Source organism: Mycobacterium syngnathidarum, assembly GCF_001942625.1.
GTDB lineage: Bacteria > Actinomycetota > Actinomycetes > Mycobacteriales > Mycobacteriaceae > Mycobacterium > Mycobacterium syngnathidarum.
In genome coordinates this window covers 1-16,249 of sequence record NZ_MLCL01000023.1, presented here as the reverse complement: position 1 = coordinate 16,249, position 16,249 = coordinate 1, and the positions used below count along the sequence as shown (strand labels likewise).

Here is a 16,249-nt window from a genome sequence, read left to right as displayed (position 1 = left end):
AGGCGATGCGGTTACTATCTTGTACAAGTTAGCAAGGAAAGGTCTCCGATGGAAGGACGCGCGCGGCGCATCCGGCAGCCCCGGGTTGCCGAGATCGTCGCGTCCAAGCTGCGTGACGACATCCTGTCCGGCCGCCTACGTGAAGGTGACATCCTGCCCACCCAGGAGAGCCTGTTCCAGGAGTTCGGGGTCAGCCCGCCGGCATTGCGCGAGGCCATTCACCTACTCGAGACCGACGGGTTGATCTCGGTGCGCCGCGGAAACGTCGGGGGAGCGGTGGTTCAGATGCCCTCGGCCGACCGCACTGCCCACATGATCGGCATGGTGTTGCAGACCCGCGCGGCCACGCCCGCCGATGTCAGCGAGGCGCTGTTGCACCTGGAGCCGATCTGCGCGGGGATGTGCGCCGCGCGGGAAGACCGCGCCATTGAGGTGGTGCCGCACCTGCAGGCCGAGATCGACCGGCAGGTGGCTTATTTCGACGAGATGTCGCAGTATGTGCCGAACGCCCGAAAGTTCCACGAGGCATTGGTATCTCGATGCGGCAACGAGCCGATGATCCTGCTGATCGGCTCCCTGGAGCTGATCTGGTCGACGCACGAGTCCGGCGTATGGACCGGTGAGGGCGAAGCGGGTATGTCGGCTTCGACCATGCGCGCCGCACTGCGGGACCACCAACGGCTGGTGGACGCCATCGCCGACGGCAACACGGCCCGGGCGACCAAGCTCGCGGCCGACCATCTCACCGCTGCGCGGCACACCACGCTGGCCGCCGGCAACGACAAAACCATTGAAGCGAGGTTGATTTCGCATGACCGATGACCGGGTGCTGTTCGAGGTCGATGCGGACCACCGCATCGCCACCATCACGCTGAACAATCCCAAGCAGCGCAACTCCTACGACGCTGCGATGCGCGACGAGATCGCCCGCTACCTCGACATCGTGGCCGACGACGACGATCTGACCGTGGTGCTGTTGCGCGGCGCCGAGGGCGTGTTCAGCACCGGCGCCGACATGAACAATGCCTACGGCTGGTACGGCGATGAGCGCTTGCGCGAAGCGCAGAGGGATGGAGCTGAGCAGTCCGCTCCCAAGAAGTCACGCCCCAGTCAGCGGCGACGACTGACCGTGGACCGCAAGTCTTTTGGCTTCTATCACAACTTCATGGGCTTCCCCAAGGTCACCGTGGGCGAGATCAGCGGTTACGCACTCGGCGGCGGATTCGAGATGGCGTTGATGACCGACATCTCGGTGATCGCCCGCGATACCAAGATCGGGATGCCGGCCACCCGGTTCCTCGGCCCGGCGCTGGGCAGCCTGCACATGTTCTTCCATCGGCTCGGTCCGGTGCTGGCGCGCAGGATGCTGCTGACGGGAGACGTCATCGAGGCCGGCTCGATCGAGCACCTCGGCATCTTCACCGACACGTGTGAGTCCGATCAGGTGACGGCCCGCGCGCAGTACTGGGCGGCCAAGGCGGCCAAGATGCCGGCCGACGGCGTGGTGATCGCCAAGGAGGCGTTCCGGCTCGTCGAGCAGAGTCAGGCCTACCAGGGCGAGGAAGCGGCCAGCTATATCTTCCACGCGTACGGCACCAACCTGCAGTTCTCGCCAGGTGAATTCAACTTCGTCAAGACCCGCGCGCAGCATGGCACGAAGGAGGCGTTCCGGCTGCGTGACGAACATTTCCACGTCCCCGAACCGCAGTAGACCCCGTCCTGATACCGTTACAGAAACACGACATCGCGTAAAGGTGGAACCATGCCAACACCCGTCATCGTCGGCGCTGCCCGCACAGCGATCGGCCGTTCCTTCAAGGGGACCCTGGTCAACACCCCGCCGGAAACCCTGATCACCACCGTCCTGCCCGAGGTCGTGCGCCGCGCCGGCATCAGCCCGGAGTCCATCGACGATCTGATCTTCGCCGAATCCAACTACGGCGGCGGCGATATCGCCCGCTATGCCGCCGACGCGCTGGGCTGGGAGTCGGTTCCCGGTCAGGCCGTCAACCGACACTGTGCGGGATCGCTGACCGCGATCGGTAACGCGGCCGCCCAGATCGGCTCCGGCATGGAGCGGGTACTGGTGGCCGGCGGCGTGCAGTCGCTGTCCTCGTCGCCACTGATGAAATGGCGGGTGCCCGGATTCGGCCCCGAGATCGAGTTCATCGAGCCCTGGATGACCCCGACGCACGTCGAGACCCCGGATGCGCCGATGCGCGACATGTCGATCACGGTCGGCTGGAACACCGCTCAGGCAGCCGGGATCACCCGTGAAGACATGGACGCCTGGGCCGCGCGGTCGCACCAGCGGGCCGTCGCCGCGATCGACGCGGGCAAGTTCCTCGACGAGATCGTGCCGCTGAAGGTCAACCAGCCCGACGGTTCGGTCATCGAGTTCAGTGTCGACGAGCACCCGCGCCGCGGCACCACCGCGGAGAAGCTCGCCGAGCTCAAGGTCCTGCACCCGGAGATCGAGGGATTCTCCATCACCGCGGGCAACAGCAGCGGCACCAATGACGCTGCCGCTGCTGTCGCCCTCGTCGGCGACGACTATGCGGCGGCGGAGAACCTCAACGTGATGGCCAAGGTCAGGGCCTGGGGTGCGGTCGGTGTCGCAGCTCGTGACACCGGGCTCGGCGGCGTCGAGGTGATCGGCAAGGTCCTCGACCGTGCCGGGCTCAAGGCGTCCGATGTGGCGCTGTGGGAGATCAACGAGGCATTCGCCTCGGTGCCGATCGCCGCGGTGCGCAAGTACGGCATCGACGAGGAGCTGGTGAACTTCTCGGGCAGCGGCTGCAGCCTGGGCCACCCGATCTCGGCTTCCGGTGCGCGCATGGTCACCACGCTGATCTACGAACTGCAGCGTCGCGGTGGCGGTATCGGTGTGGCCGCGATGTGCGCCGGTGGCGGTCAGGGCGGCGGGCTGGTCATCGAGGTCTGACGCCATCGAACCTGAGCTTGTTGTCGAAGAATCACGGATTTCTCGACAACAAGCTCAGGTTCGGAGTCCGAGCTAAACCGCCTTGCGGCGGGCGGGCGTCTTCTTCGCCTTACCGGCATTCGCCTCGATCCGTGCGGCCGCGTGGTCGAGGATGCACTCCAGGCCGTACTCGAAGTTCTTCTCGTCGGCCGCGCCGATGCGGTGGCCCTCGCTGGTGACCTGCGCCAGCAGCGGGGTGACCTCGGGGTCGATCACCATGGTCTCTTCGTAGTCGCCGGGGGCGTTGTCGTTGGCCCGGTTCTTCTCGTAGAGGCGGTGCAGCACAACCGAGCCGCGGACGTGTACGGACACGGCCGAATACGTGTCGAAGGCATCCTCGACCGACAGCCCGGCCTCGACCAGCCCCGAGATCGCGGTCTCCATCTCCTGTACCCCCAGGCGTGCGGCCCGGGGGCTCAGTGCCGACCGAATGAGAATGAGATCACACAGAATCGGGTTACCCATGAAGGCTTTTCGCATGGTCCTGGCGTGGTTGGCGAGTGACTCACGCCAATCCTTGGCCTCGACGTAAGGGGTGGCGACGACGAACTGGCGCAGCGCGCGGTCGGTCATCGCGTTGAGCAGATCGTCCTTCTTGCGGAAGTACCAGTAGATGCTCGTGACACCGACGCCCAGATGTTTGCCCAGCAGCGGCATGCTGAGGTTGTCGATCGACACCTGTTCCGCGAGATCGAATGCGCCGTTGATGATGTCGTCGGGATTGATGGATCCACGTTCGCGCCGTTGACGTTTCTCAGCGGTCGGTTGCTTTGCCACTGCGGGCACCTCCATCGAATCGATTCTGTTCACGTCGTCCCTGTGCCGCGGCTCAATCGCAGGTGAATTTACCGCCGTCCGCCACCTGAACTGCGCCTATGCGCGCGTGTCGCGGGGTCTGGTCGCTGTCAACCTTACCGGTAGCCCTTCCGTGGATGCCTTCCACCGTTCGCGCGGTTCCGTCGCTCGGGCGCTGCCGACGGGGTGCCGCCTTTGTACTGTAATCCCTATAGTAGGCTTTTCCGGGTTATCGGCCGCGAGCAAAGGGGCATTGATGTCGGACGCAGTTCTCACGGAACGACGGGGTCGTACGCTCGTCGTCACAATCAACCGCCCGGAGGCGCGCAACGCGTTCAACCTCGCGGTGGTCCAGGGACTCGCCGATGCGATGGACGAACTGGACGACACCCCCGAACTGTCGGTAGCGGTCCTGACCGGTGCGGGCGGAAACTTCTGCGCCGGCATGGACCTCAAGGCATTCGCTGCCGGGGAACTGCCCTACGTCCCCGGTCGCGGCGCGGGTTTCACTGAGCGCCCGCCGCGCAAGCCGCTGATCGCCGCCGTCGAGGGGTTCGCCCTCGCGGGTGGAACCGAATTGGTCCTCGCTACTGATCTCGTGGTGGCGTCCAAGGTCGCCAAGTTCGGCATCCCCGAGGTCAAGCGTGGTCTGGTGGCCGGCGGTGGTGGGCTGCTGCGTCTGCATCAGCGCATCCCGTACCAGAAGGCGATGGAACTGGCGCTTACCGGTGACAGCTTCACCGCCGAGGAAGCCGCGGCGTGGGGTTTCGTCAACAAGCTGACCGAGCCCGGTGGTGCGCTCGACGGTGCGCTCGAGCTCGCCGATCGGATCACGGCCAACGGTCCGCTGGCCGTGGCCGTGACCAAGGAGATCATCGCCTCGTCCTCGGAGTGGTCGGCCGACGAGATGTGGAAGAAGCAGGGCGAACTGCTCGGGCCGGTGTTCTCATCGAACGACGCCAAGGAGGGGGCCATCGCCTTCGCCGAGAAGCGCGCCCCCAATTGGACCGGTTCCTGAGTCCGGCGGGCAGGAGCGAAGCGACCGGGGAGTTAGTTGAGCCATGGATCTGGGATTCGCAGGTGCGGCCACCGTCGTCGTGGGCGGTGGCCGGGGGATGGGCTTTGCGACGGCGCAGTGTCTGGCCGAGGACGGCGCGCGGATCGCGATCGTGGGGCGCTCCCGCGACGTATTGGACTCCGCCGCAAGGGAGCTGACCCGCCTGGGATCGCCGGAGGCGGTGGCCATCGTCGCCGACACCTCGGACGGCTCCCAGGTCGAACAGGCCTTCACCACGGTGGGCGAGCGGTGGGGTGCGATCAACGCCTTGATCAACACGGTCGGCCCCGGCGCCGCGGGCAACTTCGAGGAGTTGACCGACGACCAGTGGCAGGAGGCGTTCGACGCCGGTCTGATGGGCATGGTGCGCTGCGTGCGGGCGGCATTGCCGTTGCTGCGCAAGGCCGAGTGGGCACGCGTCGTCAACTTCTCGGCCCACTCAACCCAGCGGCAGAGCACCCGGTTGCCGGCCTACACAGCGGCCAAGGCGGCCGTGAACAGTGTGTCCAAGAATCTGTCGCTGCTGTTGGCCAAGGACGAGATCATGGTCAATGTGGTGTCCCCGGGTAGCATCTCGTCGGAAGCGCTGCGCGGGTGGGCTGACACGGTAGGCGTCGACGGCAACGACCCGTATGCGCTGATGGCAGCGATCGATGAGCATTTCGGGCATCCCGCCCACCTGCCGCGCGCCGGATTGCCCAGTGAAATCGGCCCTGTCGCAGCCTTTCTGGCGTCCAAGCGCAACTCATACATGACCGGGGCCAACATCAACGTGGACGGTGGATCGGACTTCATCTAGGGGGCGTCATGGCAACAGCAGCCGAAGCGCGGGACTGGGCTCGCTCGGCATTGCGCGGAATCGGCGACTCGCTCTACACCCCGTTCTGCGGAACCGACGGCGACGACATCGACTGGGACGCCTACCGTTACCTCGTGCGCTACTGTGTCAGCGATCTCGGTCACCGAATGCTGTGGTGTACCAGCGGTTTGGCGGAGTTCTGGGCGCTGACCCTCGACGAGCGCAAGAAGCTGCTCGAGGTGGCGATCGAAGAGGGCCGAGGGGCCGATCCGAACGTCGTCATTCAGGCCTGCACCGCGGCGACCTCGGCCAAGGACTGCCTGGAGCTCACACTGCACGCGCAGCAGGCCGGCGCCGACATCGTCTACATCCAGACACCGATGATGGAGACACACGCCGGAGAGGGTGCGCTGCGCTTCTTCCAATATGTGGCCGATCGCACGGACATCGCCCTCGGGATGTTCAACTCGCCGTCCTCCGGCTACGTGCTCACACCGGACGAAAGCGCCCGGATCGCCGAGGCGATCCCGGCGGTGTGCGCCACCAAGGAAGGCGCCTTCCGGCCTGCCGCGAGCCGCCGGCTGCATGAGCTGGCTCCGTACCTGGCGGTCTGGGAATGCGACACCACCGTGTACCGGGCAGGCTGGCTTCGGGAGGGCATCGTGTGCCCGGCGCAGCTGGGCACGGCCGGGTACCTGTATGAAACCCCGCAACGCCGCATCTTCACCGAGTACTGGGATCTGGTGTACGCCGACCGGCTCATCGAGGCGATGGACTTCGGTCGGGAGTCGGGATTGGACCAATTCGGCCTCGACATGGGTTCCTGGTTCACCTGCTATCCGGGCCGGGCCGACTACTTCACCCACTGGGCCGGCGCCTTCAAGCACGCCGCCTTGGTGCTGGGAATGCCCATCGGCGATTACCCGCATTCCCGTCCGCCTCAGGCGTTCCTGCCGGAAGCGGCGAAGACCCAGATCGAAACCGCTTATCGGAAGCTCGGATTGATCGACGCCTGAACCGTCTTTGTGCAGGTCGTGGCGGTAACGCCGGGCTTGCGGAATGCACTACCGATAGGTATACAGTATGTATGTCTGAACGGCTGGTGTGGCATCGGGGAGGTATCGGCGCGTGACGGTCGCTGACAGTGTGGGGACCGAGGCGGTTCTCTACGAGACGACGGACGCGGGCGTGGCTGTCATCACGCTCAATCGACCGGACCGGCTCAACTCCTGGGGTGCGGACATCTCCGCCGGCGTCTACGCGAGTTTCGACCGCGCCGAAACCGATCCCGCGGTGCGGGCGATCGTGCTGACCGGGACCGGGCGCGGATTCTGCGCCGGCGCCTACATGGGCGCCATGCAGGATCTGGGCGCCAGCATCAACGAAGACACCGACGTCAGCAAGATCGTCGGCGAGCGCCACCCGCATTTCCTCACCGAGCTGCGCAAGCCGGTGGTCGCCGCCATCAACGGGGCGTGTGTCGGCATCGGCCTCACCCATGCCCTGATGTGCGACGTCCGATTCGCCGCGGCCCGAGCGAAATTCGCCACCGCCTTCCCGCGCCGGGGATTGATCGGCGAATACGGCATCACCTGGATCCTGCCGAGACTGGCCGGCTGGGGCGTCTCGGCGGACCTGTTGTTGTCCGGCCGGACATTCTTCGCCGAGGAGGCCGCCCAGCTCGGATTGGTGAAAGAGGTTGTCGCGCCCGAGGATCTACTGAACCGCGCCCTGGAGTACGCCGAGGATCTGGCCCGCAACTGCTCTCCGGCATCGATGGCGGTGATCAAGCGTCAGCTCTACGGCGACGCCCATGACAACGTCGTCGACGTCAGCGACCGAGCCGAGAAGCTCATGCACGAGTCCATGGTTCGGCCCGACCTTGTCGAGGGCATCACCGCGTTCTTCGAAAAACGGCCCCCGAATTTCCCGCCCCTGAAAGAAGGTTGATGACATGACCGAAGCTCCCGAACGGCTTCCATACCTCGCCGTCGACGTCGACAACCATTACTACGAGCCGATCGATGCCTTCACCCGGCACCTGCCCAAGGAATTCCGAAGCCGTGGCGTCCAGATGGTGCAGGATGGCAAACGGACCCTCGCGGTGTTCGGCGGGACCGTCAACCACTTCATCCCCAACCCGACCTTCGACCCGATCATCGAGCCAGGATGCCTGGATCTGCTGTTCCGTGGCGAGATCCCCGAGGGCGTCGACCCGGCGTCCCTGATGAAGGTCGACCGGCTCTCCGACCACCCCGAGTACCAGAACCGCGATGCCCGGCTCAAGGTGCTGGACCGGCAGCGCCTCGAAACCGTGTTCATGCTGCCGACTTTCGCGTGCGGTGTGGAGGAGGGGCTCAAGCACGACATCGAGGCCACCATGGCCTCGGTGCATGCCTTCAACCTGTGGCTCGACGAAGACTGGGGATTCGACCGGCCCGACGGACGTTTCGTGTCCGCACCGATCATCTCGCTGGCGGATCCGGTGCAGGCGGTCGAGGAAGTCGAGTTCGTGATCGGCCGCGGCGCCAAGCTTGTGTGTGTGCGGCCCGCCCCGGTTCCGGGTGCGGTCCGGCCGCGGTCCCTGGGTGACCCGTCGCACGATCCGGTCTGGGCGCGGCTGGCCGAGGCGGGTGTCGCCGTGGTCTTCCATCTGTCGGACTCCGGATACATGGCGGTCCCGGCCTTGTGGGGCGGCAGTGGCGTATTCAAGGGCTTCGGCAGGCGTGATCCGCTCGACATGGTCATCATGGATGACCGCGCGATCCACGACACCATGGCCTCGATGATCGTGCACCAGGTGTTCACCCGGCATCCCAAGCTCAAGGTGTGCAGCATCGAGAACGGTTCCTACTTCGTCTACCGGCTGATCAAGCGGCTGAAGAAGGCGGCCAACAATGCGCCATACCACTTCAAGGAGGATCCGGTCGAGCAGCTGCGCAACAACGTCTGGATCGCGCCGTATTACGAGGACGACGTGAAGTTGCTCGCCGACACCATCGGCGTCGACAAGATCCTGTTCGGCTCGGACTGGCCGCACGGCGAGGGCCTTGCCGATCCCACCACCTTCACCGCCGACATTCCGCAGTTCCCGGAGTTCAGCCTCGAGGACACTCGGAAGGTCATGCGCGACAACGCTCTTGAACTGCTCGGCGACCCGACCCGGACTGCGCCCGGTGTCGCGGGTCTGGTGTCGGTCTAGCCGCCGCCATGGCCGAATGGACGATCGGTGCCGTCGTCGACGCGATCGCCGAGGCGGTGCCCGACCGGGAGATGACGGTGTGCGGCGCTCGCCGCACCACCTTCGCGCAGGGAGCGGAGCTCACCCGCCGGCTGGCCAACTTCCTGGCCTCGCGCGGATTGGGTGCGTACCGCGAACGGCGGGACCTGAACCGCTGGGAATGCGGTCAAGACGTGGTCGCGCTGGTCATGCACAACGAGCTGTACCCCGAGATGGTGATCGGCTGCCTCAAGGCGCGCACGGTCCCGGTGAATGTCAACTACTACTACTCGCCGGGCGAGGTGGCCGACCTGCTGGCCTACCTGAAACCTCGCGCGGTGATCTACCACCGCTCGCTGGGGGCCAAGTTTGCTTCCGTGCTCGGTGACGGTGTTGCCGAGTTGTTGATCTCCGTGGACGACGGCGACGGTGCCGAGCTGCCGGGTTCGGTGACACTGGAAGACGCGCTGGCGCAGGGGGATACCGACCACGGCATCGCTCCGTCGGCTGATGACTTGCTGATGGTCTGCACGGGCGGCACGACCGGCCGTCCCAAGGGCGTGATGTGGCGCCAGGGCGACATCTACGTGTCGTCGATGAACGGGGCCGACCACGATCAGGTGAGCGAGATCCACGACAAGGTGGCCAACGCCGGCCCGCCGTGGTTCGCGGTGTCGCCGTTGATGCACGCCGCCGGGATGTGGACTGCGTTCTCCGGCTTGCTCTCCGGCCAGACCGTGGTGCTGCACGACACCAAGCCTCGCTTCGACCCGCGTACGGTGCTGGAAACCGCACAGCGGGAGAAGATCGGGCTGATGACGATGGTCGGCGACGCCTACGCCGGACCGATCGTCGAGGAGTTGGGCCGGCGCTCCTACGATCTGTCGTCCATGTTCGCGATCGGCACCGGCGGTGCGGCCACCAACCCGAAACATCAACGCGCACTGCTGGAACACATACCGCAGATCACCATCATCAACGGATTCGGCTCCTCGGAGACCGGCAATATGGGGTTCGGCCACACCCAGCGCGAAACCCCGACCGCCGAGACTTTCCAGCTGCGGGCCGGCGGACTGGTACTGGCCGACGACTACTCCCGTTTCCTGGAGCCCGGCGACACCGAGGTGGGCTGGGTGGCGCGCAATGGCCGTATTCCCCTCGGCTACTTCAACGATGAGGCAGCGACGACGAAGACCTTCCCCGAGGTGGTCGGCGAACGGGTGGTGGTCTCGGGTGACCGCGCCTCACTCGACGCCGACGGCACCCTGCGCCTGTTGGGCCGGGATTCGCTGGTGGTCAACACCGGTGGGGAAAAGGTGTTCGTCGAAGAGATCGAGGAAGTCCTACGGGCACACCCGCACGTGGTCGATGCACTGGCTGTCGGCCGGCCCAGTGAGCGATGGGGTGAAGAGGTTGTCGCACTCGTGTCGATCCGCGACACCGTCGACGTGCCGGCGCTGCGGGAGCACTGCGCGACCCGGTTGGCCCGATTCAAACTCCCCAAGGACGTGCTGTTCGTCGAGGAGATCCGCAGACTGGGAAACGGCAAGGCCGACTACCGCTGGGCCAAGAGCCTGGCCACGCAACAGGCGGAGACAAAGGTATGACACGCAGCGAACATCGAGTGATTGACTGTCTGGCCAACGTGCACTTCGGCGAGACCGAGAACCAGCCCACCTTCATGAAAAAGGTGCGCGACGACTACTTCAAGGGCCCGAAGTCGATGTACGACCCGATCGACCTGTCGGAGATGCTCGACGAGATGGACACCCATGGAGTGCAGAAGGCCATCCTGATGGACTCACTGGCCAAGCCATCTGTCACGGCGCGGAAGTTCGTCGAGGCGCAGCCGGAACGGTTCGCCCTCGCGATGGGCGGGGTGAACCTACTGCGCCCAATCCCGTCGTTACGCGAGCTCACCGCCGTCGCCGCTGACCTGCCGGTGGCCTATACCGTTGTCGGCCCGAGCTTCTGGGGCGACGGCCAGTATCCGCCGAGCGACGCGGTGTACTACCCGCTCTACACCAAGTGCGCCGAGCTGGAACTGCCGTTGTGCGTCAACACCGGCCTGCCCGGTCCGCCGATTCCCGGTGAGGTACAGAACCCCATCTATCTCGACCGGGTGTGTGTCCGGTTCCCGGAATTGAAACTGTGCATGATCCACGGTGCGGATCCGTGGTGGGACATCGCGATTCGGATGCTGATCAAATACCAGAACCTGCGGTTGATGACATCGGCCTGGTCGCCCAAGCGGCTGCCGGAATCCCTGCTGCATTTCATGCGGACCCGGGGAAAGGGCAAGGTCATCTTCGCCTCGGATTTCCCGGTGTTGCGCATGCAGCGCGTCGTGCCCGAGGCGCTCGCACTCGACCTGCCGGCTGACGTGCTGGACAACTACCTCTACAACAATGCCGCGGAGTTTTTCCTCGGCCAGAATCGGGAGAGCTGATGGACCGCTATGAGCTGCGGAGGCTGGATTACAGCCTGACCGAGGATCACGTCGACCTGCAGACCGCATACCGGCAGTTCTTCAAGACGCACTCCGACATCGAGGCGGTGCGTGCGGCCGAGCCGTCGGGCTTCGACAAGAGTTTGTGGGAACGGTTGTGCGCCATGGGCGCCACGACGATGGCACTTCCGGAATCTGCCGGCGGTGACGGGGCAACCCTGGTGGACCTGACCTTGGTGGCCGAGGAACTGGGGCGCTCGCTGGCACCCGTGCCGTGGATCGACCACGTCGTGGGGGCGCGGTTGCTCACGCGGCTCGGGGCGTTGGATTCGCCGGAGATCGTGCAGGGGACCCAGATCGTCGGGCTTGATCCTGCGCAGGTCGCACCGAGTGGTCCGCGGCTCATTCCGACTGCGTCGATCGCCGATCACATCGTCGTCCGCGACGGTGAGAGCATCGTGCAGCTGGGATTCTCCAGTCGTCCGGCCCGTGTCGACAACATCGGAAAGCTGCCGATGGCGTGGGTGGATCCGGCCGCCGCGGACTCCCGGGTGGTGCTGGCCAGCGGTGCCGACGCAGTGGCGGAATATCAACGGGCACTGGATGAATGGCGTCTGCTGACGGCTGCGGCGCTGGTGGGGCTGGTCGAGGAGACCATGACGATCGCCGCCGAGTTCGCCAAGTCGCGGTACACCCTCGGTGTGCCGATCGGCACGCTGCAAGGCATCTCCCATCCGTTGGCCAACATCGCGATCACCGTCCAGAGCGGGCGGGGCCTGGTGCGTCGGGCCGCGTGGTTCCTCGACAACGAGCCCGACGAGCGGCCGGAACTGGCCCCCTCGGCGTTTGTCTTCATGGCGGAGGAGGCCGCCAAGGCCGCCACCATGGCGGTACACGTCCAAGGCGGGCTGGGGGTGTCGGCGGAGGCGGCCGCTACCGCCTACCTGGTGCGGGCCCGTGGCTGGGCACTTGCCGGTGGAGATCCGGGTGCCACCGCGGTGCGCATCGCTCAGATTGTGGCCGCTCGCGAAAGCAGGGTTTAGATATGGATTTTTCAACAGTCGAACTGTCCGCCGAAGACGAGGCCTTCCGCACCGAGGTGCGCGAGTTTCTGTCGAGCGTCGTGACGGAGGACGTCATCCGGCGCGACCGCGAGACCGGTGACAACTTCGACGAGGGTGTCCACCTGGCTCTGGGTGCGGCCGGTTACCTGGAGAAGGAGTGGAAGTCCGAGGCCGACGGCGGGTTCTCTCGGGTGCGCCGGCGGATCTGGGAGCTGGAGAAGCGTCGCGCCGAGGTGCCGTGGGTGACGTGGGGGACCACCTCGATGGTGGCCCGCTCGGTCGCGAAGTTCGCCTCTCCGGAGATCCGTGACGATGTGCTGCGCGGGGTGTTCGACGGCACCGTGCGGTTGTGCCTGGGCTACACCGAACCCGAGGGCGGTTCCGACGTCGCCACCTGCAAGACGCGCGCGGTGCGCGACGGCGACCACTGGGTGATCAACGGATCCAAGATGTTCACCACCGGCGCGCACAATTGCAAGTACGTCTTCCTGATCACCAACACCGATCCAGAAGCGCCGAAACACAAGAGCCTCACCATGTTCCTGGTGCCGCTTGACTCCGACGGGATCGAGATCCAGGGTATTCGCACCGTCGACGGCGACCGCACCAATATCGTCTATTACTCCGACGTGCGGGTCGACGACAAGTACCGGCTCGGCGATGTCAACGGCGGCTGGACGGTGGTGCGGGAACCGCTCGACGCCGAGCACGGGGCGGTCGCGGCGGCCGATGACGGCCTGGCCGATGTTGCGATCATGATGCACCAGGCCGGCTTCATGGCGGAGGCGGCAGACAATGTGGCTGCGCTGGTGGGCAAGTCCGGTGCCGTCGAGGACGGGTCGGTCGCGTATCGACTGGGCCGTAGCGTGGCTCGTCTGGAGGCATCGCTGTCGTCACCCAGCATCTTCGGCCGGGTGGCGCTGGCGCAGACCATGCGTGACATCTCCCCGGATCTGATGGATATCGCGGGGTCGGTCGCCGCACTGCCGGTCGGGGCCGACGGGGGAGCCGATGACCGCAGTGAGTACGTGTACCGGTTCGCGCCCTTGGTCGGCATCTACGGCGGCACGCTCGAGGTGTTCCGCAACATGATCGCCCAACACGTGCTCGGTCTGGGCAAGCCGAACTACTCGGCGCCGAAGGCATCGTGATGCGGCTCCGGTGTCGTGATTGGCAGAACGTAGCGAGCGGGTGCTCACCACGCGGCGCGAGTTCGCAACAGACCACGGTGTCTCGTTCGACGAGGTTCGCAGCAAACTAATTGAGGGTTGGTTGTGATTGGAAGGGTGGGTGGCCACCACCAGTCGGCGCGTTCGCCGGTGGGTCCGGGGCAGGGTGGGCCATCGGGTGGGGGCGCGGTAGGTGGGCGGGCCAGCGATCCACCGTGTAGCGGATGTCCGACACTGTCGGTGACGACGAGCCGGTCGGCGGGTCCGGTGATGGTGATACCGCCCCGATGATGGTATGGGCATACCAGCGCCGGCTAACTAGTTTGTAGTGTGCCCTCAACTTATCCCCTGACGCTTCGGATCGGCATGGGGTTCGTCGCTGGCGGGCAGGCCGCGTGTGTTTCGGTCGCCATTGGGATGCGCGCCAGAGTGATCGTTCGACGCATCGGAATCGGGGTCGCGATGTGTCGACGTCGGCCAGACAGTGGACGGCTCGCGCGGTGATAGGCTATATGGGGCGAATTAGCCAGTTTGGGGGATTGATATGGCAAACGGGCTGGAAGTGAACGCAGGTGGTTTGCGGGCGGCTGCCGGTGCCAGCGATGCGCTTGCCGCTGGATTGGTAGCGGGAGCAGTCGATGGGTGCTTTGGTGGTGATGATCCGAGTGCAGCTGGAGTGGGTGCGGTCAACGCTGCCTTGAATGTGGTGCGAGAACGTCAGGCTCGACGCGTGGTGGGGCAGGCTGGCGATTTGTCGGTGGGCGGCGGACGGTATGACGACACCGACAGCAGTGGCGCTGGCGCGATTTCGGCGACGGTGTGAGTCCAGCGTCCGGTTCGTCGGGTGGGTTGCCCACGCGTTCACAGATTGAGAACTGGAGCACGTCGCACCTCACCGAGGCTGCGGCAACATGGCGGCAGGCTGCCACCAGGAGTGAGAACACCTTTGAGGAGCACCTTCAGAACATCGCATCGCCGGGCGGCACCACCTGGGATGGTGACGCGAAGGACGCGGCCCTGGATCGGGTGACGGCGGACGTCGCGGTGGTCGGCCGTCAGGGCGGTGTGCTGCGCGAGGCTGCCGACCTCGCCGACAACGGCGATCACGACATCAACGCCGCCATCGACAAGGCCGCGGAGGCAATCACCACCGCCGAGAACAACGGATTCAGCGTGGCTGAGAATTTGAAGGTCACCGATGCCCGCAAGTACGACATCACCACGATCGTCGGGCGGAACAGGGCTCTCGCCGAGCACGCCGAAGATATCCGCTGGAGCGCCGAACAACTCGTTAGTACCGCCGCGTTGGTGGGCAAACGCCTTCACGCCAAGGCAGTTGAGCTGGAAGAGATCAGGTTCGACGGCGACAGCAAGAACCATCTTGTACAGGCGGTTGATTACAAGCTTGGACCACCGAGGTTAGGTGATCTACCGGAGACTCCGGGCCAGGACGGATGGGACAATCTCTCTCCGTTCGGTGTACCGCGCCAGCCGAAGGACTCGATCGAAGGCGGTGGACGGTGGGAAATCGACTATGACCACCCGTACCAGGGGAACGGACTACCACCGGGTCCACCTCAGGTTAAGCCATGGCATAGAGACTTTCCGTCGCCTGTGATCGGGCCTCCCTCAGGATTCAAGAATGTGGTCGAGCCACCCCCTAACGGATGGGGAGCGACTCCAGGCTGGAACCTGCAAGAGGCATACACTTTCCGGGTCGTAGGTGAGGGATTCGACGGAGCCGCGGGTCATGCGCAGTGGGTTCAACGCGACGGCAACTGGTATCCGGCCACATGGGTCGGATACCAATTCGAAGCTGAGCACAAGTATGTACTAATCCCACAGAACGACGGTGCCGGGTTGATGCGCCCGTTCTGGGGCGCGGGAGTCTGGGCACCGATCGAACCTCGCGATATTGGCCGAGTTTGGGCCACCAATCCCAGCCTGCACCTATACATCCCCAACCCCTACGGTGGCAATCACGAGTTCCCAGGTGATTCGACAAACATGAGAGGAAGCTAGAACAGAATATGGGTGTGCCAGGAAACCGTTGGCTGTGGACAGTCTCTGCCGTGGTTGCGATTGCCGGCGCTGCAGCGGGTGGGGTATGGGCGTTTCAGCAACGTGACGATTCTGCCGCGCCGCCCGCCGAAGAATGCACCGTGGTTGAACAACTCGGACGCGAGTGGCTGGCGATGACATCGTCGGTAAACAACGAGTTGTCAACGGGGCCCGGCGGCCGGGATGCTTTGCTCGCGGCGGCAGAACGCGAGGCAAGCATGGGAGATAAGATTCGCTCTGCGGCGCAATCCGTTTCAACTATCAGTCTGAAAGACGAGCTGACCAAATGGGCAGAAGCCGCCGAGCTGGGATCTCAACTGCAACGCGACTCAGCTAGCCGAGATCCGCAAGTAGCTCCCTCGGCAGCCGAGGGTAACGCATTTATCGAATCGTCGGTAGAGACTTACGAGGCCACCGCCGCGCTCCGAGAACAGTGCCCCGATATGCCCGCGCAACCCAAGACCGAGCCATAGAGGCTGGCGTAACCTTCGTGGACCACAACCCATGGGGAGGGAAACGACAGGTTGAATCGCCCTGGAAATCCCGGAGGCTCCTGACCTTGGAAACGAGGATGCAGGTATGCCGAAGGAACAGTGTGCCGGGAAGCCCACGGCGCGTCGTTACAGCCCGGAGGAGAAGGCCGCCGCGGTGC

At 65.1% G+C, this 16,249-nt stretch carries 16 protein-coding genes and 1 pseudogene; 15 read left to right on the top strand and 2 right to left on the bottom strand.

All coding sequences use genetic code 11. From position 1 onward, the window contains the following. The first annotated feature begins 48 nt into the window (after positions 1-48). From BKG60_RS05315 to BKG60_RS05305, 3 genes are read left to right on the top strand one after another with little or no spacing between them, the layout of a single operon-like run. Positions 49-822, top strand: coding sequence for a FadR/GntR family transcriptional regulator (locus tag BKG60_RS05315; protein ID WP_070944387.1), 774 nt, complete (start codon positions 49-51; stop codon positions 820-822). Then, positions 812-1,711, top strand: a complete 900-nt coding sequence (locus tag BKG60_RS05310; RefSeq protein ID WP_070944386.1) for an enoyl-CoA hydratase/isomerase family protein — start codon at positions 812-814, stop codon at positions 1,709-1,711. The genes BKG60_RS05315 and BKG60_RS05310 overlap by 11 nt, the downstream gene beginning before the upstream one ends. Before the next feature lie 51 nt (positions 1,712-1,762). Next, positions 1,763-2,944: a thiolase family protein gene (locus BKG60_RS05305; RefSeq protein ID WP_070944385.1), complete on the top strand. Its 1,182-nt coding sequence runs from the start codon at positions 1,763-1,765 to the stop codon at positions 2,942-2,944. Positions 2,945-3,016: 72 nt separating this feature from the next. On the opposite strand, the gene BKG60_RS05300 is transcribed toward BKG60_RS05305, so the two are convergent. Continuing rightward, positions 3,017-3,775 carry a TetR/AcrR family transcriptional regulator gene (locus tag BKG60_RS05300; RefSeq protein ID WP_207549549.1) on the bottom strand — a complete coding sequence of 253 codons (759 nt, stop codon included), beginning with the start codon at positions 3,773-3,775 and terminating at the stop codon, positions 3,017-3,019. Between the two features lie 259 nt (positions 3,776-4,034). Between BKG60_RS05300 and BKG60_RS05295 the strand changes: the two genes are divergently transcribed. The 9 genes from BKG60_RS05295 to BKG60_RS05255 all read left to right on the top strand — a co-directional run bounded on the left by BKG60_RS05295 (position 4,035) and on the right by BKG60_RS05255 (position 13,518). After that, the gene (locus tag BKG60_RS05295) at positions 4,035-4,796 is read left to right on the top strand and encodes a crotonase/enoyl-CoA hydratase family protein (RefSeq protein WP_070944384.1); all 762 of its coding nucleotides are present in this window, start codon (positions 4,035-4,037) and stop codon (positions 4,794-4,796) included. Between the two features lie 43 nt (positions 4,797-4,839). Next, positions 4,840-5,634, top strand: coding sequence for an SDR family NAD(P)-dependent oxidoreductase (locus tag BKG60_RS05290; protein WP_070184737.1), 795 nt, complete (start codon positions 4,840-4,842; stop codon positions 5,632-5,634). Positions 5,635-5,642: 8 nt separating this feature from the next. Then, positions 5,643-6,650 (top strand): dihydrodipicolinate synthase family protein, encoded by a 1,008-nt coding sequence (locus BKG60_RS05285; RefSeq protein WP_070944383.1) that lies wholly within the window; start codon positions 5,643-5,645, stop codon positions 6,648-6,650. Between the two features lie 112 nt (positions 6,651-6,762). After that, complete coding sequence (locus tag BKG60_RS05280; RefSeq protein WP_070944382.1) at positions 6,763-7,584, top strand: enoyl-CoA hydratase; 822 nt, start codon at positions 6,763-6,765, stop codon at positions 7,582-7,584. 4 nt (positions 7,585-7,588) lie between these two features. Next, entirely contained in the window at positions 7,589-8,836 is a 1,248-nt protein-coding gene (locus BKG60_RS05275) for an amidohydrolase family protein (protein ID WP_070944381.1), read from the top strand. Between the two features lie 8 nt (positions 8,837-8,844). Continuing rightward, entirely contained in the window at positions 8,845-10,461 is a 1,617-nt protein-coding gene (locus BKG60_RS05270) for an acyl-CoA synthetase (RefSeq protein WP_070944380.1), read from the top strand. Next, positions 10,458-11,303, top strand: a complete 846-nt coding sequence (locus BKG60_RS05265; RefSeq protein ID WP_070944379.1) for an amidohydrolase family protein — start codon at positions 10,458-10,460, stop codon at positions 11,301-11,303. Before BKG60_RS05270 ends, BKG60_RS05265 begins: the two co-directional genes overlap by 4 nt. Then, positions 11,303-12,346 (top strand): acyl-CoA dehydrogenase family protein, encoded by a 1,044-nt coding sequence (locus tag BKG60_RS05260; RefSeq protein ID WP_070944378.1) that lies wholly within the window; start codon positions 11,303-11,305, stop codon positions 12,344-12,346. Before BKG60_RS05265 ends, BKG60_RS05260 begins: the two co-directional genes overlap by 1 nt. Before the next feature lie 2 nt (positions 12,347-12,348). Further along, on the top strand, positions 12,349-13,518 hold the full coding sequence (locus BKG60_RS05255; RefSeq protein WP_070944377.1) for an acyl-CoA dehydrogenase family protein: 1,170 nt from the start codon (positions 12,349-12,351) through the stop codon (positions 13,516-13,518). Positions 13,519-13,624: 106 nt separating this feature from the next. Here BKG60_RS05255 and BKG60_RS32335 read toward each other — a convergent pair. Then, positions 13,625-13,844 (bottom strand): annotated as a pseudogene (locus tag BKG60_RS32335) (hypothetical protein); the annotation flags it as partial. A 236-nt stretch (positions 13,845-14,080) separates the two neighbouring features. Between BKG60_RS32335 and BKG60_RS05245 the strand changes: the two are divergent. From BKG60_RS05245 to BKG60_RS31685, 3 genes are read left to right on the top strand one after another with little or no spacing between them, the layout of a single operon-like run. Then, positions 14,081-14,359, top strand: a complete 279-nt coding sequence (locus tag BKG60_RS05245; protein ID WP_070944376.1) for a hypothetical protein — start codon at positions 14,081-14,083, stop codon at positions 14,357-14,359. A gap of 26 nt (positions 14,360-14,385) precedes the next feature. Beyond that, positions 14,386-15,558: a hypothetical protein gene (locus BKG60_RS32180; protein WP_207553868.1), complete on the top strand. Its 1,173-nt coding sequence runs from the start codon at positions 14,386-14,388 to the stop codon at positions 15,556-15,558. 50 nt (positions 15,559-15,608) lie between these two features. Beyond that, on the top strand, positions 15,609-16,070 hold the full coding sequence (locus tag BKG60_RS31685; protein ID WP_131823369.1) for a hypothetical protein: 462 nt from the start codon (positions 15,609-15,611) through the stop codon (positions 16,068-16,070). The last annotated feature ends 179 nt before the right edge of the window (positions 16,071-16,249 follow it).

Excerpts from the sequence above, each read along its gene's own strand:
- BKG60_RS05315 (WP_070944387.1), top strand. The coding sequence starts at position 49 with ATGGAAGGACGCGCGCGGCGCATCCGGCAGCCCCGGGTTGCCGAGATC.
- BKG60_RS05310 (WP_070944386.1), top strand. The coding sequence starts at position 812 with ATGACCGATGACCGGGTGCTGTTCGAGGTCGATGCGGACCACCGCATC.
- BKG60_RS05305 (WP_070944385.1), top strand. The coding sequence starts at position 1,763 with ATGCCAACACCCGTCATCGTCGGCGCTGCCCGCACAGCGATCGGCCGT.
- BKG60_RS05300 (WP_207549549.1), bottom strand. The coding sequence starts at position 3,775 with ATGGAGGTGCCCGCAGTGGCAAAGCAACCGACCGCTGAGAAACGTCAA.
- BKG60_RS05295 (WP_070944384.1), top strand. The coding sequence starts at position 4,035 with ATGTCGGACGCAGTTCTCACGGAACGACGGGGTCGTACGCTCGTCGTC.
- BKG60_RS05290 (WP_070184737.1), top strand. The coding sequence starts at position 4,840 with ATGGATCTGGGATTCGCAGGTGCGGCCACCGTCGTCGTGGGCGGTGGC.
- BKG60_RS05285 (WP_070944383.1), top strand. The coding sequence starts at position 5,643 with ATGGCAACAGCAGCCGAAGCGCGGGACTGGGCTCGCTCGGCATTGCGC.
- BKG60_RS05275 (WP_070944381.1), top strand. The coding sequence starts at position 7,589 with ATGACCGAAGCTCCCGAACGGCTTCCATACCTCGCCGTCGACGTCGAC.
- BKG60_RS05270 (WP_070944380.1), top strand. The coding sequence starts at position 8,845 with ATGGCCGAATGGACGATCGGTGCCGTCGTCGACGCGATCGCCGAGGCG.
- BKG60_RS05265 (WP_070944379.1), top strand. The coding sequence starts at position 10,458 with ATGACACGCAGCGAACATCGAGTGATTGACTGTCTGGCCAACGTGCAC.
- BKG60_RS05260 (WP_070944378.1), top strand. The coding sequence starts at position 11,303 with ATGGACCGCTATGAGCTGCGGAGGCTGGATTACAGCCTGACCGAGGAT.
- BKG60_RS05255 (WP_070944377.1), top strand. The coding sequence starts at position 12,349 with ATGGATTTTTCAACAGTCGAACTGTCCGCCGAAGACGAGGCCTTCCGC.
- BKG60_RS05245 (WP_070944376.1), top strand. The coding sequence starts at position 14,081 with ATGGCAAACGGGCTGGAAGTGAACGCAGGTGGTTTGCGGGCGGCTGCC.